The sequence below is a fragment of the Kitasatospora sp. P5_F3 genome, from assembly GCF_054049135.1.
In genome coordinates, this window is the sequence record NZ_JBFUMY010000061.1 from 1 (window position 1) to 24658 (window position 24658).

Here is a 24658-nt window from a genome sequence, read left to right on the forward strand (position 1 = left end):
TTGCTGACGGGCGGCAAGGTGACCACCCGCAAGGAGGCGGTCCGGCTGGCGGCCGAATACCTGCCGCCGGAGCGGGCCGCCGAACTGCTCCGGACCGCCTATCTGACGCCCGGTCAGCACCCGGACGTCCAGGCTGCCGTGATCGCGGCGGCCCGGGCGTGGACGGCCTGGGTGGTGTCGGCAGCCGCCCGCTCGGCCAGCCGGGCCGCTGCGGCCTGCTGCCGGGGCAGCCAGCGGTGTGCGTACGTGAGATCCGGCAGCCAGGGCCGGGTGTCGGGCTTGAGGAAGCGTCCGTACGGCGGCGTCCCGGTCAGCAGCTGGTCGAGCAGGTCGGTCCTGCGGGTGGTCAGCACGACCCGGACGGGATGGAGGAAGACCGCGGAGGGTTCGAGCGCGATGATCTGCTCGACCCGCTCCTCCCTGGTCCTGGGGGCCGCCAGCCAGAGTGCGGCGGCGGTGCCGAACGCGGTGTCGCTGCAGTGCCGCAGCGCCTGCGCCAGCAGCTGCTGGAGTTCGGGCATGCCGTGCGCCCGGGCGCCGAGCGAGTGGGTGAGAGCGAACAGCAGCCGGTGGTCGGCGACCGCCGAGGCGCTGTCCAGCCACGGGCGCAGCGCGGCCAGCACCTGGTGCTCCTGGCCCCGGCGCAGGGTGTGCTGGAGGGCACCCAGGCTGATGCTGCCGCGCTGGCCGGTGATCCGCTCCAGTGCCGCCAACGCCCAGGCCAGCAAAGGGGATCCCGGCTCGGCGGCATGCTCGCGGAGGATGCCCACGGCCAGCTTGGTGACCGCCTGCCTGGTCCGGTACGAGCCGTCCCTGGCCTCCAGCGCGTCCGTGAGCACGCGGTCGAGCGCATCGAAGTCCGCCGGGCCGAACAGCCCGGGGTGCAGCTCGGCCAGCGCGGCGAGCGCGGGGGCCCGGACCGGGTCCTGCTCGTTGCGCAACCGCTCGCACAGGGCGAGCAGCCGGGCGATCTCGGCGGGGTCGCCGGACCGGCCCGCGTTGGCAATCAGCAGCGGCCAGGCGAGCGCCCGGTCGTCCGCCTCCGGGCGCCGGGTGGCGGCCAGCAGCTCGGCCCCGGCCTCGGCCACCGGCAGCTGGGCCAGCACCGGCAGTACGGTGCGCCAGTCCCGGCCGGCCGCCGACAGCCGCTTGGCCTCGGCCCGGGCGCGGGCCCAGCGGTGCTCGCGCGGCAGCAGCTCCGGGGCGGCGAAACCCTCGGTGTCGAGTCCCTCGGTCGCGGCGTCGAAGAACGCGGCCCGGCGGCTGGGCGCCATGGCCTTGAGCAACTGCCGGAACTCACGCGGCCGTTGCTCGAACCAGCGGCGGCCGAGTGCGGCCAGCGAGGCGGGTTCGGAGCGCGCCAAGCGGTACAGCACGGAGCGCGCACAGCCGCCGCTGAGCGGCTGTGCGGAGCGTTCGGGGGCGAGCAGCCAGCGCACCACCCGCTCGGGGTCCACCGTGACCAACGGGCGTAGCTGGCACTGCAGGAAGTACGGGAGCTGCCCCGGGCCGTACCGCTCCAGCAGGTCGAGTACCCGCTCCGGGTGTCCCTCCACCGTGACGGCCAGTCCGGCGGCGTGGCGAACCCACCAGTGCTCCCGCAACTCGGCCGTGCGGTCCGAGAGTTCATGCTCGGCGTAGTCCAGCACCACGGTCGGGTGGCGGCGGGCGAGCGCCCGCAGGCTGCTGGTGGCATGGGCCAGCTCCGGCAGCAGCCGGGCGACGAACTCCGCCGAACAGCCCGGCAGCAGCCGAGCCGCCTCGGCCTCGCCCCAGCCGGCCCTGAGCCCGACCACCAGCCGCTCGGCCAGCGCCGTCCGCCGTCCGGCCAGCACCGCCTTGGCGAGTTCCAGCCGCACCACGGCGGACGCACCGCCGTACACGGCCTCGATCGCGGCGTCCGGCACCGGCAGCACCTGGACGGCCCGCAGGGCGTACCCCCGGACCACCGGGTCCGGGTCGGTCAGCCGGTCGGCCAGCCACTCGGTGCGCCGCCCGATCAGCGCGGCGAGCCCGGCCAGTCGGCGCTCGTACGGGCCGCGCCCGTCCAGGTCGGCCAGCAGGTCGTCCAGTTGGCGATCGGTCAGGGACCTGGTGAACCGGGCGACGGTCGGGGCCACCTGCGGAAAGGGCAGCGGGTCGAGGGAGCGGAGCAGCTGATCGGAGGTCTGGGACATGGGCCGGATTCTGCCCCAGGGCCGTGGGAGTGGGCCAACCATAAAAATTGGGGAGAGCCGGAGCAGGCCCGGCTGCCATCATGACCGCTTCGGTGGCGAACGAGCGAAACAGATCACCGTCTGCCTGCTCTGCGGCGGCGCCTTCGTCCTGCTGGCCGCTTTCGCCCTGTGGCTCGCCGCCGACCGTTCGAAGGCGGCGCCGGCCGCGCCGTGACCGGCTGACATGATGGCGGGTCGAAGCTGGAGGGGATCATGGACGAGTCGACCATCCGAGGGGTGCGCTACCTACTGGGGCTCGCACCGGTGGGTACGGGGGCGCGGATCTGCGCGCGGCTGCGGATCGACCCGGACGGACCGGTGGGGCCGTCCACGGGGGAGCGGTACCAGCGGTACTCGGCCGCCCACGCCATCCGGATGGCGCCACGGAGCGTCCGGATCTGGATGCTCCAGGAGGACCACCCGGAGCTGAACGAACTGCTCTGTCGCGAGGGCCTGCTGTCCGCAGGTGTGGCCGAGGACGTCCGCAGCGGGCTGCTGTTCGGTCCCGGGCGGTCCGAGTCGGCACCGGACAGCTCGAAGCCGGTTCGGCACTCGGGCTTCGCCGTACCGGAACAACTGATCGGCAAGCTCCGGCGGGCCACCGGCAGCGGGTCGCTCAAGGATGCCAGGGAGGCCGCGCGAGAGCTGCGGCGAGCTGACTGGCCGCTGGTGGCGTCCGCTCACCGGAAAGAGCCCTTTCCCGGCTACGCGCGCTGGGCGCTGGCCGAACAGATCGACTGCCCACCGGAGTTGCGGACCGCGTTCGGCAGCCACCGCAAGTTCGAGCACCGGCTTCGGCAGGCCGGGGTGCTCGGCGGCCCGGTGGATCTGCTGGACCGGACCGCTCCCGCGCTGGACTCCCTGCGGGTGCTCGGCCTCGGGCGGATCGTCTTCCCGTCCCGGCTGGCCGAGGTCGAGGACGTCCTGCGGCCGATGGTGGAGCGGGAGTTGGGCGGGCACGGGGAGGCCTGGGCGGTGCTGGCCCAGCTGCTGCCCGGCTTCACCGGCACCCTCCCCGAGCTGATCGCCACCGCCGGGGCGGTCGCCGGCCCGGCGCCCGAACACGAGCCGGAGTACGAGTACGAGCAGGAACCGGCAGCCGAGCCCGTTCCCGTTCCGGCTTCCGCACCCGTACCGGTGGCCACACCCGCACCGGAGCGTGGGCCCTCGGTGCCCGAGGCGGAGCCGACCCCCTGGCAGATCCTGGGCGGCCTGGTGCGCCGGATCATCGGCCCGTCGTGACGGACCGTCCGCACGTCGTCGACCTCACCGACCGCCGTGCGCTGCTCGGCTGGCAGCCGGCCGACCCCGGGGTGGTGGCCGAGGCCGAGCGGCTGAAGGAGGCCGCCTTGCTCGACTTCGGCCTGACCGAGTCGGCCGTGGCCTCCTGGCTGTACGCCAAGTGCTACCACCAGCTGCCCACCACCGCCGTGCCGACCGCCGCCGTGGTGGCCTCCGGCGACGGCAGCTGCCTGCTGCTCTACAACCCGGAGTTCTTCGTCGGGATCGGCCTGGAGGGCGTCAAGTTCGCGCTGTTCCACGAGGCCAGACACCTGATCCAGCGTCACCTGTACGTCGAGCCGGAACTCCGGGACGACCCGGTGCACCGGCTGGCCACCGAGGTGACCATCAATCACGTCGCGATGGTCCGCCTGGCCCGGCGCGAACTGCCCACGCTGAACGGCGAACCGGTCGGCATCCACCCCCGTCAGGTCTACCAGGAGTACCGGGAGGACCTGGCGGGGCAGGGCCTGCCGTCGGTGGAGTACCGGGAGTTCGTCGCCACCGACCAGAGCGTGTACACCGAGCTGCGCCGGATGCGCCGGCCCCCGGTGGCGCACGGCTGCGTGCACCTCGACCCGGATCTCGACCTGCCGCTCGATCAGGAGACGGTGGACCGGATCACCTCCTCCGTGCTGCTCAACTCCCTGCTGGCGGCCCGGCGTGGCCACCGGGGTGCCGAGCAGGAGTTGCGGGACCTGGTGGAGCGCACCGAGGGTTCCTCGGAGCGGATCTCCCGCCTCTGGGGCCGACTCGGTGCGGGCCTGCTGCGCGGGACGACCGATGCCACCCGCCAGGTGGAGTGGTGGCAGCGTTGGCTGGTGGACGTGCTGGCCAGCCGGTTGAGCGAGGGCGAACGGCTGGTCTACCCGAAGAAGCGTGGTGCGCTGCTCGCCGCCCTCGGCCAGCCGCCGATGCTCTCCCGGCGCGGCCCGGTCCGCCGACGGGTGCTGGTGGTCGCGTACGACACCTCGGGCTCGATGCCGACCCGGGTGGTGGACTGGCTGACCGAACTGGTCGGCCGGATCGACGGCGTGGACGCGCACTGGCTCTCGTTCGACGGCACGGTGATGCCGTTCCGCCCCGGGGAGCGGGTCTACGGCGGCGGGGGTACCAGCTTTCAGGTGGTGGCCGACTACGTGGAGGGCCGCACCGAGGGCCCGGGCGGCCTGTTCGCCGAGAACCCGGACGCGGTGATCGTGGTGACCGACGGCCACGCCCCGCCGATCACCCCCGCTGAGCCGGACAAGTGGATCTGGCTGATCACCGACGGCGGGGACGGCTCCGGCGACGACTGGCCCGAGCACCACCGACCCCCGATGGCCTGCCACCGCGTCACCACTACAGGAGCCGTGCCCCGATGACCACTGCCCCCACCAGGCCCTGGCGGGCCACCGCCACCTACCCGGTCGCACCCGAGGGCTGGACCGGACGCTCCCGGTTGGAGGAGTTCATCGACGCGATGATCGAACTCGGCCTGACCGGGCAGATCTTCGGCGAGCACGGCATCGGCAAGACCTCCGGCTTCCACAGTCATCTGGCGGCCGCCCACCCGGACCTGCGGCTGGTGGTCGTCCCGGCCGCCAACCTGACGCCCGACGATCTGCTGGCCAATGCTCCGGTCCGGGACGAGGCCAGCGGTGAACTGGTGCTGCGTCAGCTGGTGATGAGCCAACTCCGCCCGGGGCAAAGCTTCGTGCTGCTGATCGACGACTCCCTGCAGGCGGGGGACGGCATCCAGTCCCAGCTGATGCAGATCGCCTGCAACTGGACGCTGGGCGAGTACGACCTGCGCGAGCTCGGCTGTGTCGGGGTCTTCCTGGCCGACAACGAGTCGCTGGCCGAGACCGCCGCCCGGCGCGGCGATCTCGCCATCCTGGACCGGATGGTGACGATCCGGATCACCGCCGCCGACACCGTCTGGCGAACCAGTCTGGCTGCCCGCTTCCCGGAGTGGGACCTCAAGCCGGTCTTCGCGATCTGGGCCGCACTCGCGCCCGCCGTCAGGGAGTTGCTCTCCCCGCGCACTCTGGAGCACGTGCTCGCCAACGCCCGCGAGGGCTTCCCGCTGATCTGGGGCCTGCCGCTGGTCAACGGCGAACGGCTGCGGCTGGCCGAGCCGGGCTCGGACGGGCGGCCGGGACCGGACCGTACCCACGAGACGCTGGACCGGATCGCCGCCGCCCTCGGGGTGTCCAACCCCGCCCGGATCGCCGACCCGGTCCGCCGGGTGCTGCGTGCCGCCTTCGCCCGCCGCTGGGCCGTGCTGCTCCAGGGACCGCCCGGCTGCGGAAAGACCGAAGTGGTCCGGGAGTTGGCGAAGGAGGCGCTGGACGGCCGTCCGCCGTTGTACTTCTCGCTGCCGGTCACCAACGTCGAGGACCTCTGCGCGCCGATCCCCACCCCCGAAGGCACGCTGGACAACCTGCTCGCCGGGATCTTCACCGGTGACGAACCAAAGGTGCTGGTCTGGGACGAGTACAACCGCCCGAAGGACCGCTCGGCTTTCGCCAAGCTGATGGAGATCACCCAGGAGTGGTCCATCGCGGGCCATCCGATCGCCAACCTGCGGGCCCAGATCGCCCTGCAGAACCCGCCCTACCATCTCGGCCGCAAGCTGCTGGTGGCCCGTAACAACATCGCCCAGGCCAGCCGCTTCACCGCCTCGCTGGATCTCGACCCCGCCGACATCCCCGCCAACGAGTGGCTGATCGCCCGCTACGGCCCGGTCGCCGAGACCGTGCTGGACTGGTGGAAGTTCGACCTGGACGAGGACGGCCGGGGCTGGATCAGCAAGCGCACCATGGAACGCCTGATCAAGCTGCACCAGCACGGACTGCCCCTGGAGATGGGCACCGTCTATCTCGGTGACGGCGAGTACGCCCCGGTCTCGCTCACCGCGCTGATCGACCGGCTGGCCGACCGCCCGGTGGCCGGGCTGCGGGAGATCGCGGCTGATCCGAAGGGATGGGAGGACCGGCTGCGCCGGGCGGCCGAGCACTCCAGCGAGGGCGGCAACGACACCGATCTGGTCCACCAGGCCATCGCCAACGCCGAGTTGTCCCAGCTGCGCCGGTACAAGGGGGTGGTGCGGCGGCTGGTGGCGCTGCTGCCGCCGAAGCTCCGCTCGACCTACCTGGTGGGCGCCTCGTCGGAGCAGCAACGGTTCTGGATAGACCTGTTCGCCAAACTGCCACGCTGACGGCTGCTCACCAGGCCGCCTCGCGGTAGTCCTTGAGGAAGACGCCGGAGACCGGTGAACCGGCCTCGCCCCGGACGATCGGGTCGTAGACCCGGGCTGCGCCGTCCACGATGTCGAGCGGGGTGCGGAAGCCGTGGTCGGCCAGCCGGGACTTCTTCGGGGCCGGGTTCTCGTCGGTGATCCAGCCGGTGTCCACCGCGCACATGTGCACGCCCTGGTCGGCGAGTTCGGCCGCGCTGGTGCGGGTGAGCATGTTGAGGGCGGCCTTGGCCATGTTGGTGTGCGGGTGGCCGCCGGTCTTGTTGCGGACCTCGAACCTGCCCTCGACGGCGGTGACGTTGACGACGTAGCGGTTGGGGTGCGGGGAGGCGAGCAGCAGCGGCAGCAGGCGGTCGCAGAGCAGCGCCGGGGCCAGCGAGTTGACCAGCTGGGTCTCCAGCACCTCGGCGGGGTCCAACTCGCCCAGCCGGGCCGACCAGGAGTTGGCGGGCGCGGTGTCCGGCAGCAGTCCGGCCTCGTCGGCCAACGGGGCGACCTGGCCCGGCAGTTGGGGACTCGTCAGCTCGGTGGTGGGCCAGGCGGCGGTGAGCGCGGGCATCGGACGGAAACCGGGTGCGAGGGTGACCCGGCTGCCCGGCGGCAGGGTCTCGTGCTCCCCGGCGGCCAGCAGCGCGTACGCCTCCGGCGGGCGGCGCAGGGTCTGCGCGGCGTTGTTCACCAGGATGTCGAGCGGCCGTCCGTCGGTGCGCAACTGCTCGCAGAGGCCCAGCACTTGGCGCGGGTCGCGCAGGTCGATGCCGACCACGTCCAGCCGGTCCAGCCACTGTGCGCTGCCCGGGGCGGTCTGGAAACGGCGCAGGGTGTCGTGCGGGAAACGGCTGGTGACGGTGAGTTCGACGCCGTCCCGGAGCATCATCAGGGCCAGCTGGAAGCCGATCTTCACCCGGCCGCCGGTGAGCAGGGCGCGGCGGCCGCGCAGGTCGGTGGCGAGGCCGCGCCGGCTGGTGTTGTCGGCGGCGCAGTCCGGGCAGAGCCGGTGGTAGAAGCTGTCCACCTGCCAGTAGGCGGTCTTGCAGACGTAGCAGTGCTGCGCGCGCCGGAGTTCGCCGAGCGGGGTGGTCGCCGCAGAGGTCGGCAGCGGGGCGTCCTCACGGCGGGTCAGACCGCCGGTGGCGGTGCTGCCGATCAGCGCGGCGTCCCTGGTGGCGCTCGCCTGACGGCGGCGCTTGCGGCCGTCCCGGACGAAGGACTCGCTGCTGTGCTCAGCGCGCAAGCGCACCGGATCGTCGAAGCGCAGCCGACGCAGCCGTCCTAGCGTCAGCTCGAACGCGGCCAGCTCCTGCTGCGTCAACTCGTCCTGCGGCACTGCGTCTCCCACTACTAGGGGTCCCGGCCGGATTCGAACCGGCGTACCCGCCTTGGCAAGGCGGCGCGCCTGCCTCTGCGCTACGGGACTTGTTGCCAAGGGGCCGGATTCGAACCGGCGTGGACCACCATGCGGTAGTGGCGCGCCTGCCTCTGCGCTACGCCCGGGCAACTGGCAGGGATCTTACCCGGGGCACGGATCAGGAGGGCTGCCCGGGGGCCGGATTCGAACCGGCGTGAGTTGGTTTTGGAGACCATGCGCCTGCCTCTGCGCTACGCCCGGGCAGCTGGGCCGATCGTAGCCGGTTCTATGCTGCGGGGATGATCAAGCCGATAGAACTGGTGATATTCGACTGCGACGGTGTGCTGGTGGACAGCGAGCGGATCGCCCTCCGGCTGCAGGTCGCGCTGGGCGCCGAACTCGGCTGGCCGCTCAGCGAGGAGGAGGTGATCGACCGGTTCATCGGCCGCTCCAGCACCTCCATCAAGGAGCAGATCGCCGAGCGGCTCGGTGCGCCGACGGCGGCCCTCTGGTGGGAGCAGCTGATCCAGCGTCACGAGGTGGAGGTGGACGCCGGGATCAGCGCCGTGGACGGCCTGCCCGAGGCCCTGGCGGCGATCACCCTGCCGACCTGCGTCGCGTCCAGCGGGTCGCACGAGAAGATGCGGCACACCCTCGGCCGGACCGGCCTGTACGACCACTTCGCGGGCCGGATCTTCAGCGCCTCGGAGGTCGCCCACGGCAAGCCCGCCCCGGACCTGTTCCTGTTGGCCGCCGAGCGGATGGGCGTCGACCCGGCCGCCTGCGCGGTGGTCGAGGACAGCCGCCCCGGTGTCCAGGCGGCCCGTGCGGCCGGGATGCGGGCGTTCGGCTACGCGGGCGGACTGACCCGCGCCGAGCGGCTCGAAGGCCCTGGCACCGTGGTCTTCGACGACATGCGCGACCTGCCCGGGCTCATCGCTGAGCGGTAGGAGAGGACCCGGCGGGTCGAGGTTGACTTGGAGTGCACTCCAAGGGGCAGGGTGGTTTCTGCGCGATCGGTACGGCAACTGAAGGAGTGACAACTGTGCGGACCACCAAGCTCGGCGTCGACGGCCCCGAGGTCGGCGCGATCGGTCTCGGCTGCATGGGCATGACCTGGGCGTACGACCCGAACGGGCGCGACGACGTGGCCTCGGTCGAGGTGCTGCGCACGGCGCTCGACCTCGGCGTGACGCTGATCGACACGGCGGACGTCTACGGGCCGTACGACAACGAGGAGTTGGTCGGCAAGGGCCTGGCCGACGGGTACCGCGAGCGCGCGGTGCTGGCCACCAAGGTCGGCCTGGTGGAGGGCAAGGACGGGGCCAGGGTCGGCAACGACGGGCGGCCGGAGCACGTGCGGCGGTCGATCGACGAGAGCCTGCGCCGGCTGGGCACCGACTACGTGGACCTCTACCAGCTGCACCGGATCGACCCCGCGGTGCCGGTGGAGGAGACCTGGGGTGCGATGGCGGAGGCGGTCGCGGCCGGCAAGGTGCGTCACCTCGGGCTCTCCGAGGTGACGGTGGAGCAGATCGAGCGGGCCAGGGCGGTGCACCCGGTGACCTCGGTGCAGTCGGAGCTGTCGCTCTGGACCCGGGACGCGCTGGCCGAGGTGGTGCCGTACACCGAGGCGAACGGGATCGCGTTCCTCCCGTACTCGCCGCTCGGCCGGGGCTTCCTGGCCGGCCGGTTCAACTCGTCCGCCGACCTTCCGGCGGACGACTGGCGGTCCACCCTGCCGCGCTTCCAGGCGGACGCGCTGGCCGCCAACCAGGCACTGGTGGACACCGTCCGCCGGATCGCCGAGCAGCACGGCGCCACCCCGGCGCAGGTCGCGCTGGCCTGGGTGGTCGCGCAGGGGCAGTACGTGGTGCCGATCCCGGGCACCAAGACGCCCAGGTACCTGGCGGACAACGCCGGTGCGGCCGATCTGGCCCTGACGGCGGCCGACCTGGCGGAACTGGACGCACTGCCCGCCCCGGTCGGCGACCGGTACTGAGCGCGAGCCGAGGGCTCGGGGAAGACCCGAGCGGGGGAGAGAGCCGGGCCGGCGAGGTTGGAGCTCAACTGGGCGACGGTGACCGCGCCCGAGAGCACGATGTCCGCCCAGGGCTGGGCAGCGGCCGCCGCCAGGGCGAGCGCGTCGCAGGAGGTACCGGCCGTGTCGGCGATCGCGCGCAGCTCGGTGCCGGCATTGCGGTCGGCAAGGCGGCCGTTGGCCATGCCCTCCTTGACCACCACGAACCAGCCCGCCGCGTGCGCCTCGGCCAGCGCGGGCCCGGCGGACGGCTCCAGCACGTTCCAGGTGGACTGCACGGCGGCGAACAGCGGGCGGCCCGCCACCGTCACGGTCAGCGCGGCCCGGACGGTCTCGGCCTGCGCGGGCCCGCTGGTGGAGAGACCGACCCGGACACCCTCCTCGGCCAGGGCCGCCAGCCGGTCGTGCAGGGCGGGGTCGGTGAGGGCAGGACTGTCCGGCGTGACCGAGTGCACCAGGTAGACGTTCAGCCGTGCACCCAACAGGGCACGGGACTCCTTGAGTTGACGGTCGAACACCTCCACCGAGTGTTCCTTGACCTCGTGCACGGGCACCCCGGAGGTCCGCCAGTCGGCGGTGTACGTGTAACCCCACTTGCTGCCCACCACCACGTCGGTGGCTCCGGGGTGCGCGGCCAGCCACTCGCTGACGAACTCCTCGGCGCGGCCGTACGACCGTGCGGCGTCGAAGTACCGGACCCCGGCCGCGTACGCGGCGTCCAGCAGCCGGTGCGTCCGCTCCCGCAGAGCAGCCACGGTACGTTCGGCCGGGAGGTCGAGGTCGCGGCCGAGCGTGATGTAGCCGGGGCGCCCGACCGCAGCCGTACCCAGGCCGAACCGGGCGGGCGACGGGCTGACGGTGGGTCCGGTGGCAGACGCGGTCGGCACGGTGAGAGTCCTTTCGGCGGATCCGGAAGGGGCGGCCGTGGTACGTCGCCCGTATCGCACCCTATGCCACCGACCGCCTCTGACCTGGGCCGGAAGGCCGCTGAGCCTGACCTCCGCCCGGACACCCCCGGGTACGGAGATCAAGCTCAGGCAGTCAGACGGTACGGACCCAGATCAGCTTGCGGCCGGTCTCGGCGGGGGCGGTCGGGGTGCAGTCGTCGATCCGGTCGAGCCGGTAGCCGAGCCGCTGGGGGACGGCGGCGCTGGGCTGGTTGCTCTCGTCGCAGTGGATCTCCACCCGGGTGATGCCGGGCAGTGCGAGGGCGACCTCGGTGAGCCGGGCGGCCGCGGCGGTGGCGATGCCCCGGCGGGTGTGGTCGGCGGCGACCCAGTAGCCGATCTCCAGCGCACCCGGGCCGATCCGGCCGTGCAGGCCGAACGCGCCCACCACGCTGCCGGGTTGGTCGTCCAGACCGACCAGGTACATGAAGTCGGTGCCTTGGTCCCAGGCGGTCACGCCGGCCTGGGCGAGCTCTCTGGAGAGCTCGGGCGTGGGGGCCTCGGCAGCCCACGGCATCCACGGCTGCAGGTGCGCCAGGTTGGCGACGACGGCCGCGTTCATCGGATCGGCGTCGGCCAGCGCCCGGCGGCGCAGGGACACCCCGCCGGGCAGGGCGATCAGTTCGGGCGGCCGGCCGGTGGTGATGGCGGCAGCCTCGGGGCCGGGGGCGGGCTCGTGGGTGGTCTCGCTCATGAGCGGATTATCTCCTCGTGCCGCGCCCCCGACCAGGTATTTTCTCGCTGAGCGGAGACTGCTTCCGGATAACCGGACGGTCGGTCAGAGTCGGATCAGCACGTCGTCCAGCGGCTTGCGGTGCAGGTCAGGGACCCGCGCGTCGTCCGCCGGGTAGCCGACCGGGATGACGTAGGCGGCCCGCTCCTCGCTCGGCCGCTCGCAGACCTCGTTCAGGAAGCGCATCGGGCTGGGGGTGTGGGTGAGCGTCACCAGGCCCGCCTGGTGCAGGGTGGCGAGCAGGAAGCCGACCGCGATGCCGACCGACTCCTTGGTGTAGTACGGCCGGGGCGAGTCCGGCCCCTTGTGCACCTCGAACACCACGATCACGGCCGGGGCGTCCTCCAGGAACGGCTTCTGCCAGTCCGTCCCGATCGGGGCCAGCGCGGCCAGCCACTCCTCCGAGGCGCGGTGCGCGTAGAACTCCCGCTCCTCGGTCTCGGCCGCCTCGCGGAGCCGTCGCTTCCGCTCCGGGTCGGTGATCACCACGAACCGCCAGGGCTGAACATGCGCGCCGCTGGGGGCAGTCGATGCGGTACGGATCGCCCAGTCGATCACCCCGTCGGGGACCGGGCGGGTCGAATAGTCGCGGACGGTCCGGCGGAGCGCCATCACGTCGTGAAAGGACCTGCTGCGGATCTCCGCCTCGTGGGTGGGGACCGTCATCGGGCGGAGCGGCACGGTGGGGTAGCCGGCCGCCGGCGCTGTGCTGTCAACCATGGCCGACAGCACAGCACATGACGGCGCCTCAACGGAAGGTCTGGACCACAGATCCGTTAGGTCCCCCGAGTGTCAGAGCTCCTGCACCCGGCCGCCGGAGACCTCCAGGCGGCGGTTGACCGTCACCGCCTCCAGCATCCGGCGGTCGTGGGTGACCAGCAGCAGGGTGCCGGTGTAGGAGGCGAGGGCGGACTCCAGCTGCTCGATGGCGGGCAGGTCCAGGTGGTTGGTCGGCTCGTCCAGCACCAGCAGGTTGACGCCCCGGCCCTGGAGCAGGGCCAGCGCGGCCCTGGTCCGCTCGCCGGGGGAGAGGGTGTGGGCCGGGCGCAGCACGTGGGCCGCCTTGAGGCCGAACTTGGCCAGCAGGGTGCGGCCCTCCTCCGGGGAGAGGTCGGGCACCGCGGCCTGGAAGGCGTCCAGCAGCGGTTCCTCGCCGAAGAACAGCCCGCGGGCCTGGTCGACCTCGCCGACCAGCACGCCGGAGCCCAGGGTGGCGCTGCCGTCGGTGAGTTCGAGCCGGCCGAGCAGGGCGGCCAGCAGGGTGGACTTGCCCGCGCCGTTGGCGCCGGTGATGGCCACTCGGTCCGCCCAGTCGATCTGCAGGTCCACCGGACCGAACGAGAACTCGCCGCGCTCGGCCTTCGCCCCGCGCAGGGTGGCGACCACCGATCCGGAGCGCGGGGCGGCGGCGATCTCCATCCGCAGGTCCCACTCCTTGCGCGGCTCCTCGACCACGTCCAGGCGCTCGATCATGCGCTGGGTCTGGCGGGCCTTGGCCGCCTGCTTCTCGGTCGACTCGGCGCGCGTCGCGCGGCCGATCTTGTCGTTGTCGCTGGACTTGCGGCGGGCGTTGCGGACGCCGGTCTCCATCCAGCCCCGCTGCATCCGGGCCCGCGACTCCAGGCCGGCCTTGGTGTCGGCGAACTCCTCGTACTCCTCGCGCGCGTGCCGCCGGGCCACCGCGCGCTCCTCCAGGTAGGCGTCGTAGCCGCCGCCGAAGTGGTTCACCTGCTGCTGGGCGAGATCCAGCTCCAGCACCCGGGTCACCGTGCGGGTGAGGAACTCGCGGTCGTGGCTGATCAGCACGGTGCCCGCGCGCAGGCCCTTGACGAAGGACTCCAGCCGCTCCAGACCGTCCAGGTCGAGGTCGTTGGTCGGCTCGTCGAGCAGGAAGACGTCGTACCGGGAGAGCAGCAGCGAGGCCAGTCCGGCCCGGGCCGCCTGGCCGCCGGAGAGCGCGGTCATCGGCAGGTCCAGGCCGACCTTCAGCCCGAGCGAGCCCGCCACCTCCTCGGCGCGCTCGTCCAGGTCGGCGCCGCCGAGGTCGAGCCAGCGGTCGAGACCGATGGCGTACGCGTCGTCGGCACCGGGGCGGCCCTCGACCAGACCCTCGGTGGCCTCGTCCAGCGCGGCCTGGGCAGCGGTCACACCGGTGCGGCGGGCCAGGAAGTCGCGGACCGACTCGCCGGGGCGGCGCTCGGGCTCCTGCGGCAGGTGGCCGACGTTGGCACTCGGCGGGCTCAGCTTGAGCGAACCGCTCTCGGGGGTGCTCAGACCGGCCATCAACCGGAGCAGGGTCGACTTGCCCGCCCCGTTGGCCCCGACCAGGCCGACCACGTCGCCAGGGGCGACGACCAGGTCCAGGCCGGAGAAGAGGATGCGGTCGCCGTGGCCGGCGCTGAGGTCCTTGACTACGAGAGTGGCGCTCATGATGTCCCCGATCCTATCCGGCCTGCCGGAAAACCCTTTGCGGGTGGTCCGGCGCCCGCCTACCGTGGACCTCGGCCCACAAGCGATCCGAAGACTGGAGAAGGCCGTTGCTCTACTGAGGTCCTGAGACACCGCCCCCCGCTGACATCCTTCGCGGGCGTGCGTGCCGTCGACCTCGGTGGTGAGCCCCCTTCTCGTGGTGCCTCCCCCTCCTGCGGCGCAGCGGTGTCTCCCCGTGCTCGTTCCCATCACGGCGACCACTTCCGGGAGGCCATCCATGGCACAACCCAGCTCTTCCATCCGCTGCACCGACCTCGGCTTCGAGTGGCCGGACGGCCGCAGCGTGCTGCACGACTTCCAGCTCGTGGTCGGCCCCGGCCGCACCGGTCTGATCGGTCTGAACGGGGCGGGCAAGTCCACCCTGCTCCGGCTGCTCGCCGGAGAGCTCGCCCCGACCTCCGGAAGCATCCGGATCGGCGGCGAACTCGGCTACCTGCCACAGGACTTGACCCTGGACACCGCCCAGCGGGTGGACCGGGCGCTCGGCATCGCGGCGGCCCGCAGGGCGCTGCACGCGATCGAGTCCGGCGACACCGACGAGCGGCACTTCACCGCGATCGGTGAGGACTGGGATGTCGAGGAGCGCGCGGTCGCCACCCTGGCGAAGCTCGGCCTCGGCCGGCTCGACCTGGACCGTACGGTCGGCGGGCTCTCCGGTGGCGAGGCGGTGCTGCTGCACCTGGCCGCGCTGCTGCTGCGCCGACCGGACGTGCTGCTGCTCGACGAGCCGACCAACAACCTGGACCGGCGGGCCCGTTCGCTGCTGTACGAGGCGGTGGCGGCCTGGCCCGGGGTGATGGTGATCGTCAGTCACGACCGCGAACTGCTCCAGCACGTGGACCGGATCGCCGATCTGCGGGACGGCGCGGTCACCTGGTACGGCGGCAACTTCGCCGACTACGAACGGACCGTGGCAGCCCAGCAGGAGACCGCCGAACGGCTGGTCAGGGCGGCCGAGTCCGACGTGCACCGGCAGCAGCGCGATCTGGCCGACGCCCGTATCCGCCTGGAGCGGAGCGCCAGTTACGGCAAGCGGAAGTCGATCCAGCGCAACGACCCGAAGATCCTCGCGGGTGCGTTCAAGCGCCGGGCCGAGGAGACGGCGGGCCGGCTGAAGGGGATGCACACCGACCGCCTCAACGAGGCCAAGGAGCGGCTGACCGCCGCCGAGGACGCGGTCAGGGACGATGCCGAGATCCGGATCGACCTGCCCCGGACGGCCGTCCCGGACGGGCGGACGGTGCTCAGCATGGACCAGGTCCGGCTGGCGTACGGCAGCCGGGTCAGCCTGGAGCTGCGCGGGGCGGAGCGGATCGCCCTGGTCGGGCGGAACGGCTCGGGCAAGTCCACCCTGCTGCGCACCATCGCCGGTGAACTCCGGCCGCTGGAAGGGGAGATGAACGTACCGGTGCCGGTGCGTCACCTGCCGCAGCGGCTGGACCTGCTGGACGACGCGCTCTCGGTGGCCGGCAACGTCAAGGTGTACGCGCCGTCGGCGGGGGACAACGCGATCCGGGCCAGGCTGGCCCGGTTCCAGTTCCGGGGCGGGCGGGCCGACCAGCAGGCCGGCACGCTCTCCGGCGGCGAGCGGTTCCGGGCCACCCTGGCCGCGCTGCTGCTGGCCGACCCGCCGCCGCAACTGCTGCTGCTGGACGAGCCGACCAACAACCTGGACCTGGCCAGCGTGCGCCAGCTCACCCAGGCGCTGGCCGGATACCAGGGGGCGCTGGTGGTGGCCAGCCACGACCTGCCGTTCCTGCGCGGGATCGGCATCACCCGCTGGCTCGAACTCGACGGCGAGCTGCGAGGGGTCGAGCCGATGTGAGCCGGTGACCGGTCGCGGTGACGGGATCCGCCGGAGGGGTACTGCTGTCAGGTACCCCTCCGGTACCGTGTTTTTCATGCCAGCGCTCAACATCGAGTACACCGAGCTCGAACTCGCCGCGATCCGCGCGGCGGCCGCCGCCGACGGCAAGAGCGTGAAGGCATACGTACACGACCTGAGCGTCCGTGAGCAGCAGCGCCGGACGTTCGTGGAGCACGCGGTGGCGTTCTGGAACGAGCACCTCGACGAGTTCGACGCGGCCTTCCCCGAGGACGCCCCGGCCGACAAGGGCTCCGCCGCGTGAAGACCGTGCTGCATGTCGACATCCGCTGGCTGCTCGACGTCCAGGAGCAGGCGTACCCGGAGGACCTGACGGTCCGTGACTACTCGGCCCTGCAGGCCGCCGTCGCCCGGCACCGGGTGAACACCGCCCAGCTCGGCCACGACGCCGACCCGTCCTGGTGCGCGGCCGCCCTGATGCACACGATCGTGCAACTGCGCCCGCTGCCGGTGCGCAACAACCTCTACGCCTGCATGGCCACCGCCGCGTACATGCACGCGGCCGAGGAGGGCATCGACCCGCCGTACGGAGCGCTGGTCGAACTGGCCAGGGACGTGGCCGAGTTCAACGCCGACGTGTTCGTGGCGGCCGACCGCATCCGGTCCTGGCGGATCTGATCCCGCTCTGACTCCGCGAGGACCGGACGCGGCCGATGGGGGGTCAGGCCGGGACGACCGTCACGTCGTCGCACCAGCCGTAGCCGGTGCCGCTGCGGGCGTAGCAGTAGACCTTGGCGCTGGTGGCGTTCGGTCCGGTGGTGAAGGTGGTGCTGCCCTCGGCCCACCCGGTGGCCGTGAAGGCGGCCCGGGTGGTGGAGCCGAGAGTGTCGAACTGCTTTACACCGAGCGAGAGTTCGGTGCCGGCGGCGGAGACGTGGCCCCAGCCGGACAGTCGGTAGGTGGTGTTGGGGGCGAGGGTGACCACCTGCTCGGCGGCTGCCTGGGCGGGGCCGACCCGGACGGCGCGGGTGCCGGAGTGAGCATTCGCGGTGTCGATGGTGACGCCGCCGTAGTAGGTCCAGGGGACCAGGGTGCCGGTCTCGAAGCCGGGGTTGCGGACGGCGTTGGCCGGGGCGCAGGCGGTGTCGTCGAAGCCGGTGGCCTGCTGGAAGCCCCGGTCCGGGCGGCAGACGGCGGGTACGGCGGCACCGAACCAGTCCTTGCCGCCATTGCCCGCGATGACCGAACCCGACGTGCGGGACGGGGAGTTGGCGCTGATCCTGTAGTCCTCGGGGGTGCTGCCGCCGGGGTTGGTGAAGCCGGGGTCGGTGGTCAGCTTCTCCGGGTCGGTGGGCTCGTTGGCTGGGTGGTTGCCGAAGAAGGTGTTGGCGGTCCAGCCGAAGTCGGCGGGCTGGTAGACGCTGGAGCCGAAGCCCGTGTAGCCGCCGGTGCCGAGGTTGTGGAAGAGGTTGCCGGACAGCCGGGTGGCGGTGGTGCCGGAGCCGTCCTGGATGATCGCGGTGGTCGAACCGGCGGGCAGGTACACGGTGTTGTTGTACATCTGGGCGTTCTTCTCGCCGACCGCGAACAGCCAGCGGCTCTTGTCGGCCCGGCTCAGGTTGTACCGGACCACGGTGCCGGTGCTGCTGGACCCGGCCCCGCAGGCCCCGCAGAACAGCATGAAGCCGCCGTCGTTGTCGTGGCTGTAGTTGTACTGGAAGACCGCGCCGGTGTTGCCGTAGTCGGAGTCGAAGGCCATCCCGTCGTTGTTGTCGGACAGCCTGCGGACGTGGTGCACCTCGTTGTACTGGACCGTGGTGTAGTCCGAGTTGATGGTCCAGATACCGGCGTTGGAACCCATCGGGCGCATCGCCAGGTCGTACGCCAGGTTGTGCTCGACCAGCGCGTGGTCGGCGGCCCGGACCACGATGCCGTCGCCGCCGGTGTCGCTGACGGTGTTGCCCCGGAAGACCAGCCGGGTGCTGGGCCGCCAGTTCACCGTGGAGCCGCAGCCGTCCCCGCTGCCGTAGCTCGGGCGGCACATCCAGCTGGAGCGGTTGGTCAGGCCCTCGCGGTCGACCCGGGCGATCCGGGAGTTCTGCACCAGGACGTCGTCGAAGTTGGTGGGGGTGGCGGTGCCGGAGACCCGGAACTGGATGCCGTTGCTCCACTTGGTGGCGTCGCCGTTGACGTCGTGCACATAGACGTCGTCGACCAGGTAGTGCGAGCCGACCCCGTCGGGCAGGTCGGCGACCTCGACCAGCAGGCCGTTGCGCTCCCGCTTGGTGGCGGCGGGGTCGGGGAAGGTGATCTCCAGCTCGTGCAGCTCCCACTGCTCGACGTTGTAGAGGTGTACGGCGGCCTGCTCGGCCGAGGCCGGGTCGCCGGACACCACCGGGCGGGCGGTGCCGGCGCCGTAGCCGGCCAGGGTGACCGGTGCGCCGGCTGCCCCGGAGCCCTGCGGCCTGAGGGTGCCGAAGCAGGTGGCGCCGCGCTTGAGCAGCAGCTGGTCGCCGGGGCCGAAGACATGGGTGTTGGCGGCGGCCAGACTGTTCCAGGGGCTGGTGGCGGTACCGGTACCGTTGGTCGCCGCGGAGCAGTCCAGATAGCTGGTGACGGGGGTGGCGGCCAGCGCCGGGGCCGGGAGGGCCGCGGCGGTGAGCGCGAGGAGGGTGAGGGCGGTGCGGGGCAGGAGCATGAGTGGGGTGACTCCCTGAGTGGCGATCTGGTTGACGATGAGATCGAGCGAGACCGTTAGATCAATCGGCGATCGAATGATACAAAGTGATCAGGCGGTCGGAACAGACCCGTGCACGGGGAAAGGGAACTCATGACCATCTCTGCGGAGGAACGGCGCGCGCGCATCACCGAGGTCGTCCGCGACCTCGGCACGGTCCGGGTGGTGGACCTGGCGGCCCGGCTCGGCATCCCCGCCGTGACGGTCCGCCGCGACGTCGCGGCGCTCGCGGAGAGCGGCCGGCTGAACCGTTCGCACGGCTCGGTCTCGCTCGCGCCTGCCGACTCCGGCGCCCCGGCCGGCATCGCCGACAGTGAGCGGGTGATCGGCATGCTGGTCCCCACCGTCGGCTCGTACTTCGACGAGGTGATCGCCGGGGCCCGGGCCGCCGCCGGTGCGGCCGGCGCCCGGCTGGTGCTCGGCATCGCCCCGTACGAGGCGGGCAACGACCGGGAACAGGTCGAACGCCTGCTGGAGTCCGGCGTGGACGGCCTGCTGCTCACCCCCAACTGGCAGCCCGGCAGCCGGGCCGAACAGTCCGCCTGGCTCGGCGACCTGCCGGTGCCCGCCGTGCTGGTCGAACGGCGCGCCGCCCCCGAGAGCCCCGGTGCCGAACTCGACTCGGTCGCCTCCGACCACTGGCACGGCGTCCTGCTGGCGCTCCGTCACCTGGCGGGCCTGGGACACGAATCCGTCCTGCTGGCTGCCCGCGAGGACACCTGGACCGCCCACCGGGTCCGCACCGGCTACGCCGAGGGCACCCGACTGCTCGGCCTCACCCCGCAGCCGGTCATCGACCTGCACCGCCCCGGCGGCGGCCCGGCCGACCCCGGCGCGGTCGCCGACCTGATCGCCGACGCCGCCCGGCGCGGCACCCGGGCCGTCCTGGTGCACAACGACCAGGACGCCATCCAGCTCCCGCCGCTGCTCCGGGCCCGGGGCGTGGACGTACCCGGTGACGTCGCGCTGATCTCGTACGACGACGTGTTCGCCGCGCTGGCCGCGCCGCCGCTCACCGCGGTCGCCCCGCCGAAGCGGGCGGTCGGCGCCGCCGCACTGGAACTGCTGCTGCGCCGGCTGGCCGACGAGACCGGGTTGCCCGCGCACCACATCGAGCTGCTGCCGAGCCTCAAGATCCGTACCTCCTGCGGCGGGCAGGGCTGACCTGGGAGCTCCGGTGTGCGCCTGGGGCGTGCGGGGGCTGATGTGGCGTCACCCGTCCGGGTAGTGCCGCTTCGCTCCACGGTCTCCGGGGCGGGGCGGGGCCGCACAATCGGCCGAATGGACGACGATCCGCTCTGCCCTCCTCCGCCACCTCCGCCACCTTCGGCGCAGCCGTGCCCGTCGGAGGCGGCCACGCCGACACCGGTGGTGTCCACCCCGGCACCCTCACCTTCGCCGACGCCTACGGTCGTCGCGCAGACCCCGCCCGCCCCCGAGGTCTCCGCGAGCAGTGTCGTCGTGGTGCCCGCAGCGCCCCGGGCGGCGACCGCGAAGGCGGTCCGGCCGAAGCCGAAGGTGGTGGCGCAGCAGGTGGTGGTGTCCGATCCGACGACGCCTCAGGCCGTGCTGCCCACAGCACAGCCCGCGCTGCCGCCTGCGCCGCCGCCGGCAACCTACAGCGCGCTGGCCGCGCCGCCTCCGGTCCCGCCTCCGGGTGACGCCGCCCCGGGGATCGACCCGGTGGTCTGGTCGGTCGTGCTGCTGCTGGTGATCCTCGTCCCGGCCGCCCTGGCGGCCCTGCTCCACCCCGTCCAGCGTTCCGGGAGCCGCACGTGAACCTGCTCGCCCTGCTCGGCGCAGTCGCCGCCCTGCTCATCGCCGTCACCGGCCTCGCCGTCGCCCACCGACTGCGCCCCGCCCTCGCCGAGGGTGAGCCGGTGCCCGAGCCGCACTCGGTCCTGCTGACCATCGGCTCCGGCCTGCTGTCCGGCTTCGTCCTGCTCACCGGCTTCCTGGTGGCCACCGGCTGGGCCGCCCGCAGCACCAACATCCTGCCGCCGCTCGGCCTCTACGCGGCGGACCTCTGCGCCGCGATCGCCGTCCTGCTCTACCCCGCCCTGGCCGGCCTGCCGTTCACCGGCCGCCACGTCACCGCCGTCGCCTTCTTCGGCGCCCTGGTCGGCTACACCCTCACGGCCGCGATCCAGCTCCGCCCCTGACGGGGTGACTCCTCAACTCGCGTCCGGCCGCAGCGATTTCACTGCTCTGGCCAGCCGGGTCTGCCGGGCCGCAGAAGTGAGGGCCTGGAGCAGGGGCAGAATGAGCTGGTAGCGGTCGGTCTGGTTGAGCGCCTCGAACGCCTGTGCCGCCGCCGGATCGCCAGCCAGTGCCTCGGCCAGATCGGTCGGTACCGTCGCGTTCTTCTGCGACGCGTACGCGGCTGCCCACCGCCCGTCCGCCTGCGCCCGGCGCACCTCCGCGAGCCCGGGTTCGCGCATCCGCCCGGCCGCCGTCAGCTCGGCGACCTTCTCCACGTTGACCTGGGACCAGAGGCTCCGGGGTCGCCGGGGAACGTACCGCTGGAGGTAGTACTGCCCGTCAAGGGAGCGGCGCTGCCCGGAGATCCAGCCGTAGCACAGCCCGTGATCCACCAACTCGTCGTCGGTGACGCTCGGGATGCCGGACTTCTTCTTGGCGACCTTGACCCACACCCCCTCCTGCCGCCCGTGGTGCTCGGCCAGCCACCGCTCGAACGCCGCCCCGTCCGCGAAGGCCACGATCTCCACCCCGTCACGCTCGTCCATGCAGCCCAGGGTAGGGCCAGGCTCGGACAGTGCTCCCGGTGCGTCAGACTGGCCCGATGGAGACGGGCACGGTGGCGGAACTGGTCGGACGAGCGCTGGCTGCGGCACAGGTCGCCGCCGGGACGGACGACCGGGACGAGTACCGAAGGCTGGTGCGGCAGGCGGCTGCTGACGGTCCGGCGGCGCTGCCGGTAGGGCTGGAACTGATCGGCTCCGGCGAACCGGCCGAGCGCAGGACCGGGTGTGATCTGCTGGGTGACGCCGCCGACCAGAACGAGGAGATCCGCACCGAGACGGCGACCGCGCTGGTCGCGCTGGCCGAGCGGGAGACTGCGGGCGAGGTGCTGCGGTCGCTGGTGCACGCGATCGAGCGGACGTACGACCAGCGCGCCGTGCCCGTCCTGGTCAGGTTCGCCGGGCATTTCGACGCCGAGATCCGGCAGGCGGTGGCCTGCTCGTTCGCCGGTCTGGTCACGGGCCGGCCGGACGCGCCGGAGATCCGGGCACTCATCACGCTGACCCGTGACGAGGAGCCGGAGGTGCGCAACTGGGCGACCTTCACCCTGGGGTACCAGGCCGAGGCCGACAGCCCCGCGATCCGGGCCGCGCTCTGGGAGCGGGTGACTGACGGACACCCGGATGCCCGGGAGGAAGGCATCCGCGGGCTCGCCCGCCGACGTGACCCCCGCGCCGTACCGCTGCTGATGGAACTGCTCGACGACCCCGAGAGCGCGCACACCCTCACGTTCGACGCGGCGCAGCTCATGGGCGCCCCCGAACTCCTGCCGGCTCTGCTGACGTACGATCCCGCCAACCCCGGGGTGGCCGCCGCCGTGCGGGCCTGTGACCCGGTGCAGCAGGTCCAACTGGAGGCTGACTACTGGGAGTTGCTGTCGACCCTTGATCAGCTGCGGCCCGATGCGGGCGCCGCCGTCCTCGCTGTTCGCTTCGACGAGGGACTGACCCTCGACGTCGGCCCGTCGAGCTACGACGTCGAGGCGCTGCTCGCCCGCGCGGGCGGTGACCCCCTGCGCGCCGTCGACCTGGTCCTCGCCGACCTGGCCTGAACCAGCGCGTCAGGGATGCGGCCGCGCGACGTTGCGGCTACCGGGTCACCTGGTTGAAGACCGGGTAGATCTTCGGCTGCACGTCCGGAGCACCGACCTCGCGCAGGATCGGCACGATGATCTCGCCGAACTGCCGGAACGCTTCCTCGGACTCCCAGACATCGACAACGCACCAGCCGTCGGGGGTGGGCCCGGCGGTGTGCGAGATGAGCCCGGCCACCGGCCAGTCGGCAGGGCTCTTGACCCCGTCGGGACCGCCGACCATGACGGTGGTCTGCTCATAGGCGGCCTGGGTCATGCCGGGCAGTTCGAAGATCACGATGATCGCCATGCTGGGCTCCAATACCGAGAGGGTTTTGCCGTGCCCGGCCCAGTCGACCATCTCCACCCGTCACCCGCGCGCTGCTCTGCGCCATACAGGCGGGGTGGTCCCCCGCCCGGCCCGGGGCGTCAGGCGGAATCCGTCCGGCCACCGCCGAACGGGCCTTTGCCGCTAGACCTGTTCGGGCCAGGCGCGCATCGCGAACTCGGCGACCCGTTCGAGCTCGGCCCGGGTCGCGCCGTCGCGGGCCCGCTGGGACATGCCCTGCAGGACCGTCCCGACGAAGACGGCCAGTGCGGCGGCGTCGGTACCGGGCGGCTCGTGGCCGGCCGCGATGTCGGCCCGGATGCGGGACTCCAGGGCCCGGACATTGGTGTTGCGTACGCCGCGCAGCTCGCGCTCCACCTCGCGCGTGGTGCAGTTGACCGTCGAGCTGGTCAGCAGGCAGCCCCACGGGTGTGCCGGGTCGGTGTACTCGGCCGCCGCCGCGTGCAACATCCGCGCGATGCCCGCCCGGGCGGTCGGCTCCCCGTCCAGCGCGCGCGGCAGCACTGCGCCGTGCGTCTGCTGGTAGCTGGCCACGGCTTCCTCGAACAGGGAGCGTTTGTCGCCGAACGCCGCGTAGAGGCTCGGCGGGCGGATGCCCATGGCGGCGGTGAGATCGGCGACCGAGGTCGCCTCGTAGCCGTGCTCCCAGAACAGGGCCACGGCCTGCGCGAGGGCGGCCTCGCGGTCGAAGGAGCGGGGGCGCCCGCGGGGGGCTGCGGACTGTTCGTGGGGCTGATCGGCGGCCATGGGGGAAATTCTATATCGGACACTACAGAAGAGTGCTACGGTCTCGTTCAGTAGCGGTCGCTACAGAATTGGCCGAACGGGAAACGAGGGCGTAGCCATGGGTTCGCTTGCAGGCAGGACGGCACTGGTCACGGGCGGCAGCCGGGGCATCGGCCGGGGCATCGCCGAGCGGCTGGCGCGGGAGGGCGCCCTGGTCGCCGTGCACTACGGCAGCAACCGGGAGGCCGCCGAGCAGACCGTCAAGGTGATCAGGGGCGACGGCGGCCGGGCGTTCGCGATCGGCGCCGAGCTGGGCGTGCCCGGCGACGCCGAGGCGCTCTGGGAGGCGTTCGATGCCGCGCTGGCCGAGCACGGCGAGGGCGCGACCGGGCTGGACATCCTGGTCAACAACGCCGGTATCGCTGCCCACGGCCGGATCCACGAGGTGACCGAGGCGGACTACGACCGGGTCTTCGCGGTCAACGTCAAGGCGCCGTTCTTCGTCATCCGCGAGGGGCTCGACCGGCTGCGGGACGGCGGCCGGATCATCAACATCTCCTCCGGAGCCACCCGGATCGCCTTCCCCGCCATCACCGCCTACTCGATGACCAAGGGCGCGCTCGACATCATGACGCTGACCCTCGCCCAGGATCTCGGGCCGCGCGGGATCACGGTGAACTCCGTCAGCCCGGGGATCGTCGCCACCGACATCAACCCCTGGCTGGCCGACCCCGACGCGCACGCCGAGGCGGCGGCCTACTCCGTCTTCGGCCGGGTCGGCCGACCGGGCGACATAGCCGACGTGGTCGCCTTCGTGGCCTCCGACGACGCCCGCTGGATCACCGGCCAGACGCTGGACGCCACCGGCGGCTCCGCGCTGGGGGTGTAG

22 protein-coding genes, 3 tRNA genes and 1 pseudogene are annotated in these 24658 nt (G+C 72.4%); 13 read left to right on the plus strand and 13 right to left on the minus strand.

Going from position 1 to position 24658, the window contains the following annotated elements; genetic code table 11:
- Positions 1-113 precede the first annotated feature (113 nt).
- Positions 114-2177, minus strand: a complete 2064-nt coding sequence (locus ACXJMZ_RS28250) for a hypothetical protein (protein ID WP_457032868.1) — start codon at positions 2175-2177, stop codon at positions 114-116.
- A 252-nt stretch (positions 2178-2429) separates the two neighbouring features.
- Here ACXJMZ_RS28250 and ACXJMZ_RS28255 point away from each other — a divergent pair, with 252 nt between their 5' ends.
- The 3 genes from ACXJMZ_RS28255 to ACXJMZ_RS28265 are packed head-to-tail and all read left to right on the plus strand — an operon-like array spanning position 2430 to position 6699.
- Entirely contained in the window at positions 2430-3458 is a 1029-nt protein-coding gene (locus ACXJMZ_RS28255; RefSeq protein ID WP_457032869.1) for a hypothetical protein, read from the plus strand.
- Positions 3455-4861 (plus strand): hypothetical protein, encoded by a 1407-nt coding sequence (locus ACXJMZ_RS28260; protein WP_457032870.1) that lies wholly within the window; start codon positions 3455-3457, stop codon positions 4859-4861. The genes ACXJMZ_RS28255 and ACXJMZ_RS28260 overlap by 4 nt, the downstream gene beginning before the upstream one ends.
- On the plus strand, positions 4858-6699 hold the full coding sequence (locus ACXJMZ_RS28265; RefSeq protein WP_457032871.1) for an AAA family ATPase: 1842 nt from the start codon (positions 4858-4860) through the stop codon (positions 6697-6699). The genes ACXJMZ_RS28260 and ACXJMZ_RS28265 overlap by 4 nt, the downstream gene beginning before the upstream one ends.
- A gap of 7 nt (positions 6700-6706) precedes the next feature.
- On the opposite strand, the gene ACXJMZ_RS28270 is transcribed toward ACXJMZ_RS28265, so the two are convergent.
- From ACXJMZ_RS28270 to ACXJMZ_RS28285, 4 genes are all read right to left on the minus strand, one after another.
- Complete coding sequence (locus ACXJMZ_RS28270) at positions 6707-8077, minus strand: SDR family NAD(P)-dependent oxidoreductase (protein WP_457032872.1); 1371 nt, start codon at positions 8075-8077, stop codon at positions 6707-6709.
- A 6-nt stretch (positions 8078-8083) separates the two neighbouring features.
- Positions 8084-8154: transfer RNA gene (locus ACXJMZ_RS28275), tRNA-Gly, on the minus strand.
- A gap of 4 nt (positions 8155-8158) precedes the next feature.
- Positions 8159-8234, minus strand: a tRNA-OTHER gene (locus ACXJMZ_RS28280).
- Positions 8235-8274: 40 nt separating this feature from the next.
- A tRNA-Trp gene (locus ACXJMZ_RS28285) sits at positions 8275-8349 on the minus strand.
- A 36-nt stretch (positions 8350-8385) separates the two neighbouring features.
- Between ACXJMZ_RS28285 and ACXJMZ_RS28290 the strand changes: the two genes are divergently transcribed.
- Both ACXJMZ_RS28290 and ACXJMZ_RS28295 read left to right on the plus strand, forming a co-directional pair.
- Positions 8386-9036 (plus strand): HAD family hydrolase, encoded by a 651-nt coding sequence (locus ACXJMZ_RS28290; RefSeq protein WP_457032873.1) that lies wholly within the window; start codon positions 8386-8388, stop codon positions 9034-9036.
- Between the two features lie 95 nt (positions 9037-9131).
- A complete protein-coding gene (locus ACXJMZ_RS28295) occupies positions 9132-10088 on the plus strand; it encodes an aldo/keto reductase (RefSeq protein ID WP_457032874.1) in 957 nt (318 codons plus the stop codon).
- 38 nt (positions 10089-10126) lie between these two features.
- On the opposite strand, the pseudogene ACXJMZ_RS28300 reads toward ACXJMZ_RS28295, so the two are convergent.
- The 4 genes and pseudogenes from ACXJMZ_RS28300 to ACXJMZ_RS28315 all read right to left on the minus strand — a co-directional run.
- Positions 10127-11014 (minus strand): annotated as a pseudogene (locus ACXJMZ_RS28300) (aldo/keto reductase); the annotation flags it as partial.
- A 154-nt stretch (positions 11015-11168) separates the two neighbouring features.
- Positions 11169-11768 (minus strand): GNAT family N-acetyltransferase, encoded by a 600-nt coding sequence (locus ACXJMZ_RS28305; RefSeq protein WP_457032875.1) that lies wholly within the window; start codon positions 11766-11768, stop codon positions 11169-11171.
- A gap of 84 nt (positions 11769-11852) precedes the next feature.
- Entirely contained in the window at positions 11853-12527 is a 675-nt protein-coding gene (locus ACXJMZ_RS28310; protein WP_457032876.1) for a nitroreductase family protein, read from the minus strand.
- A gap of 72 nt (positions 12528-12599) precedes the next feature.
- Positions 12600-14237, minus strand: a complete 1638-nt coding sequence (locus ACXJMZ_RS28315) for an ABC-F family ATP-binding cassette domain-containing protein (protein WP_457032877.1) — start codon at positions 14235-14237, stop codon at positions 12600-12602.
- A gap of 277 nt (positions 14238-14514) precedes the next feature.
- Between ACXJMZ_RS28315 and ACXJMZ_RS28320 the strand changes: the two genes are divergently transcribed.
- From ACXJMZ_RS28320 to ACXJMZ_RS28330, 3 genes are all read left to right on the plus strand, one after another.
- Complete coding sequence (locus ACXJMZ_RS28320) at positions 14515-16122, plus strand: ABC-F family ATP-binding cassette domain-containing protein (protein ID WP_457032878.1); 1608 nt, start codon at positions 14515-14517, stop codon at positions 16120-16122.
- 76 nt (positions 16123-16198) lie between these two features.
- Positions 16199-16426 (plus strand): hypothetical protein, encoded by a 228-nt coding sequence (locus ACXJMZ_RS28325; protein ID WP_457032879.1) that lies wholly within the window; start codon positions 16199-16201, stop codon positions 16424-16426.
- Entirely contained in the window at positions 16423-16800 is a 378-nt protein-coding gene (locus ACXJMZ_RS28330; protein WP_457032880.1) for a toxin Doc, read from the plus strand. The genes ACXJMZ_RS28325 and ACXJMZ_RS28330 overlap by 4 nt, the downstream gene beginning before the upstream one ends.
- 43 nt (positions 16801-16843) lie before the next feature.
- Here ACXJMZ_RS28330 and ACXJMZ_RS28335 read toward each other — a convergent pair whose 3' ends face one another.
- A complete protein-coding gene (locus ACXJMZ_RS28335) occupies positions 16844-18820 on the minus strand; it encodes a carbohydrate binding domain-containing protein (protein WP_457032881.1) in 1977 nt (658 codons plus the stop codon).
- A gap of 132 nt (positions 18821-18952) precedes the next feature.
- On the opposite strand from ACXJMZ_RS28335, the gene ACXJMZ_RS28340 reads away from it, so the two are divergent.
- The 3 genes from ACXJMZ_RS28340 (at position 18953) to ACXJMZ_RS28350 (ending at position 21021) form a co-directional block, all read left to right on the plus strand.
- Positions 18953-20023 (plus strand): substrate-binding domain-containing protein, encoded by a 1071-nt coding sequence (locus ACXJMZ_RS28340; RefSeq protein WP_457032882.1) that lies wholly within the window; start codon positions 18953-18955, stop codon positions 20021-20023.
- Between the two features lie 204 nt (positions 20024-20227).
- On the plus strand, positions 20228-20638 hold the full coding sequence (locus ACXJMZ_RS28345) for a hypothetical protein (RefSeq protein WP_457032883.1): 411 nt from the start codon (positions 20228-20230) through the stop codon (positions 20636-20638).
- Positions 20635-21021: a hypothetical protein gene (locus ACXJMZ_RS28350; protein WP_457032884.1), complete on the plus strand. Its 387-nt coding sequence runs from the start codon at positions 20635-20637 to the stop codon at positions 21019-21021. Before ACXJMZ_RS28345 ends, ACXJMZ_RS28350 begins: the two co-directional genes overlap by 4 nt.
- A 12-nt stretch (positions 21022-21033) precedes the next feature.
- On the opposite strand, the gene ACXJMZ_RS28355 is transcribed toward ACXJMZ_RS28350, so the two are convergent.
- Positions 21034-21606 (minus strand): YdeI/OmpD-associated family protein, encoded by a 573-nt coding sequence (locus ACXJMZ_RS28355; protein WP_457032885.1) that lies wholly within the window; start codon positions 21604-21606, stop codon positions 21034-21036.
- Between the two features lie 56 nt (positions 21607-21662).
- Here ACXJMZ_RS28355 and ACXJMZ_RS28360 point away from each other — a divergent pair, with 56 nt between their 5' ends.
- Positions 21663-22673, plus strand: a complete 1011-nt coding sequence (locus ACXJMZ_RS28360) for a HEAT repeat domain-containing protein (RefSeq protein WP_457032886.1) — start codon at positions 21663-21665, stop codon at positions 22671-22673.
- Between the two features lie 37 nt (positions 22674-22710).
- Here the strand turns inward: ACXJMZ_RS28360 and ACXJMZ_RS28365 are convergent, their stop codons facing one another.
- The gene (locus tag ACXJMZ_RS28365; RefSeq protein WP_457032887.1) at positions 22711-23004 is read right to left on the minus strand and encodes a hypothetical protein; all 294 of its coding nucleotides are present in this window, start codon (positions 23002-23004) and stop codon (positions 22711-22713) included.
- A 162-nt stretch (positions 23005-23166) separates the two neighbouring features.
- Positions 23167-23790 carry a TetR/AcrR family transcriptional regulator gene (locus ACXJMZ_RS28370; RefSeq protein ID WP_457032888.1) on the minus strand — a complete coding sequence of 208 codons (624 nt, stop codon included), beginning with the start codon at positions 23788-23790 and terminating at the stop codon, positions 23167-23169.
- Between the two features lie 97 nt (positions 23791-23887).
- Between ACXJMZ_RS28370 and ACXJMZ_RS28375 the strand changes: the two genes are divergently transcribed.
- On the plus strand, positions 23888-24658 hold the full coding sequence (locus ACXJMZ_RS28375) for an SDR family oxidoreductase (protein WP_457032889.1): 771 nt from the start codon (positions 23888-23890) through the stop codon (positions 24656-24658).

Coding starts and splice junctions, on each gene's coding strand:
- ACXJMZ_RS28340 (WP_457032882.1), top strand. CDS start 18,953: ATGACCATCTCTGCGGAGGAACGGCGCGCGCGCATCACCGAGGTCGTC.
- ACXJMZ_RS28365 (WP_457032887.1), bottom strand. CDS start 23,004: ATGGCGATCATCGTGATCTTCGAACTGCCCGGCATGACCCAGGCCGCC.
- ACXJMZ_RS28320 (WP_457032878.1), top strand. CDS start 14,515: ATGGCACAACCCAGCTCTTCCATCCGCTGCACCGACCTCGGCTTCGAG.
- ACXJMZ_RS28265 (WP_457032871.1), top strand. CDS start 4,858: ATGACCACTGCCCCCACCAGGCCCTGGCGGGCCACCGCCACCTACCCG.
- ACXJMZ_RS28375 (WP_457032889.1), top strand. CDS start 23,888: ATGGGTTCGCTTGCAGGCAGGACGGCACTGGTCACGGGCGGCAGCCGG.
- ACXJMZ_RS28315 (WP_457032877.1), bottom strand. CDS start 14,237: ATGAGCGCCACTCTCGTAGTCAAGGACCTCAGCGCCGGCCACGGCGAC.
- ACXJMZ_RS28370 (WP_457032888.1), bottom strand. CDS start 23,790: ATGGCCGCCGATCAGCCCCACGAACAGTCCGCAGCCCCCCGCGGGCGC.
- ACXJMZ_RS28335 (WP_457032881.1), bottom strand. CDS start 18,820: ATGCTCCTGCCCCGCACCGCCCTCACCCTCCTCGCGCTCACCGCCGCG.
- ACXJMZ_RS28305 (WP_457032875.1), bottom strand. CDS start 11,768: ATGAGCGAGACCACCCACGAGCCCGCCCCCGGCCCCGAGGCTGCCGCC.
- ACXJMZ_RS28250 (WP_457032868.1), bottom strand. CDS start 2,177: ATGTCCCAGACCTCCGATCAGCTGCTCCGCTCCCTCGACCCGCTGCCC.
- ACXJMZ_RS28310 (WP_457032876.1), bottom strand. CDS start 12,527: ATGGTTGACAGCACAGCGCCGGCGGCCGGCTACCCCACCGTGCCGCTC.
- ACXJMZ_RS28325 (WP_457032879.1), top strand. CDS start 16,199: ATGCCAGCGCTCAACATCGAGTACACCGAGCTCGAACTCGCCGCGATC.
- ACXJMZ_RS28355 (WP_457032885.1), bottom strand. CDS start 21,606: ATGGACGAGCGTGACGGGGTGGAGATCGTGGCCTTCGCGGACGGGGCG.
- ACXJMZ_RS28255 (WP_457032869.1), top strand. CDS start 2,430: ATGGACGAGTCGACCATCCGAGGGGTGCGCTACCTACTGGGGCTCGCA.
- ACXJMZ_RS28360 (WP_457032886.1), top strand. CDS start 21,663: ATGGAGACGGGCACGGTGGCGGAACTGGTCGGACGAGCGCTGGCTGCG.
- ACXJMZ_RS28290 (WP_457032873.1), top strand. CDS start 8,386: ATGATCAAGCCGATAGAACTGGTGATATTCGACTGCGACGGTGTGCTG.